Source organism: Vibrio frigidus, from assembly GCF_042465995.1.
Classification (GTDB): domain Bacteria; phylum Pseudomonadota; class Gammaproteobacteria; order Enterobacterales; family Vibrionaceae; genus Vibrio.
Genome location: NZ_JBCDMC010000036.1, coordinates 1 through 892, shown reverse-complemented (window position 1 = coordinate 892; position 892 = coordinate 1). Strand labels below are relative to the sequence as shown.

4 tRNA genes and 1 rRNA gene are annotated in these 892 nt (G+C 40.6%); all 5 read left to right on the top strand.

Features of this window, described 5'->3' with window-relative positions:
* Positions 1-65 (top strand): 16S ribosomal RNA (locus tag AACW90_RS22900); the annotation flags it as partial.
* A gap of 159 nt (positions 66-224) precedes the next feature.
* Positions 225-300 (top strand) — tRNA-Glu (locus AACW90_RS22895).
* A gap of 85 nt (positions 301-385) precedes the next feature.
* A tRNA-Lys gene (locus AACW90_RS22890) sits at positions 386-461 on the top strand.
* A 32-nt stretch (positions 462-493) separates the two neighbouring features.
* Positions 494-569: transfer RNA gene (locus AACW90_RS22885), tRNA-Ala, on the top strand.
* A 52-nt stretch (positions 570-621) separates the two neighbouring features.
* Positions 622-697: transfer RNA gene (locus AACW90_RS22880), tRNA-Val, on the top strand.
* The last annotated feature ends 195 nt before the right edge of the window (positions 698-892 follow it).

Genomic DNA, 892 nt, shown 5'->3' with positions numbered 1-892 from the left:
TCATGACTGGGGTGAAGTCGTAACAAGGTAGCCCTAGGGGAACCTGGGGCTGGATCACCTCCTTAAACGATGATTGCTTTGATGAGTGTCCACACAGATTGAAATAGGTTTAGAAAAGCAAAGAGATTTTTCATTTTCACTTTTGTATTAAAAGTAAAAATGAAATTGTGCCTGCTTAATTGCAAGTGCAAATATAAAAGTGCCCAACACTTTTATATGCCTGTGTCCCGTTCGTCTAGAGGCCTAGGACACCGCCCTTTCACGGCGGTAACAGGGGTTCGACTCCCCTACGGGATACCATTTTCTCCTTATGATTCGTTGAGCTGTATGTCGTTTATTTATATAAACTTCCTTGCAACTTACCTACTTAAGAAAGAAAAAGACTGGGTCGTTAGCTCAGCTGGTAGAGCAGTTGACTTTTAATCAATTGGTCGCAGGTTCGAATCCTGCACGACCCACCATTCTTTCCCATGAAAGAATTAAAACTCAAGATGGGGTTATAGCTCAGCTGGGAGAGCGCCTGCCTTGCACGCAGGAGGTCTGCGGTTCGATCCCGCATAGCTCCACCATTCTTGAAAAGAAATACACAGTTTTGTTTTATATTATAAAACAGAAAACTGTGGGCGATTAGCTCAGTTGGGAGAGCACCTCCCTTACAAGGAGGGGGTCACTGGTTCGAGCCCAGTATCGCCCACCATCTTTAAGTATATTCTTTGAGTGTATTTAAAAATGGTTTTCACTTATTACGATAAGTATAAAATCTTTGCTCTTTAACAATTTGGAAAGCTGACTGATAAGTTAATTGTTTTCACTTTTAAAAAGTGAAATAAAACGGCTCAAGCTGTGATTAATTTATCAAAATAAAAGTTCTCAAATCCTATTGGATCCTTTT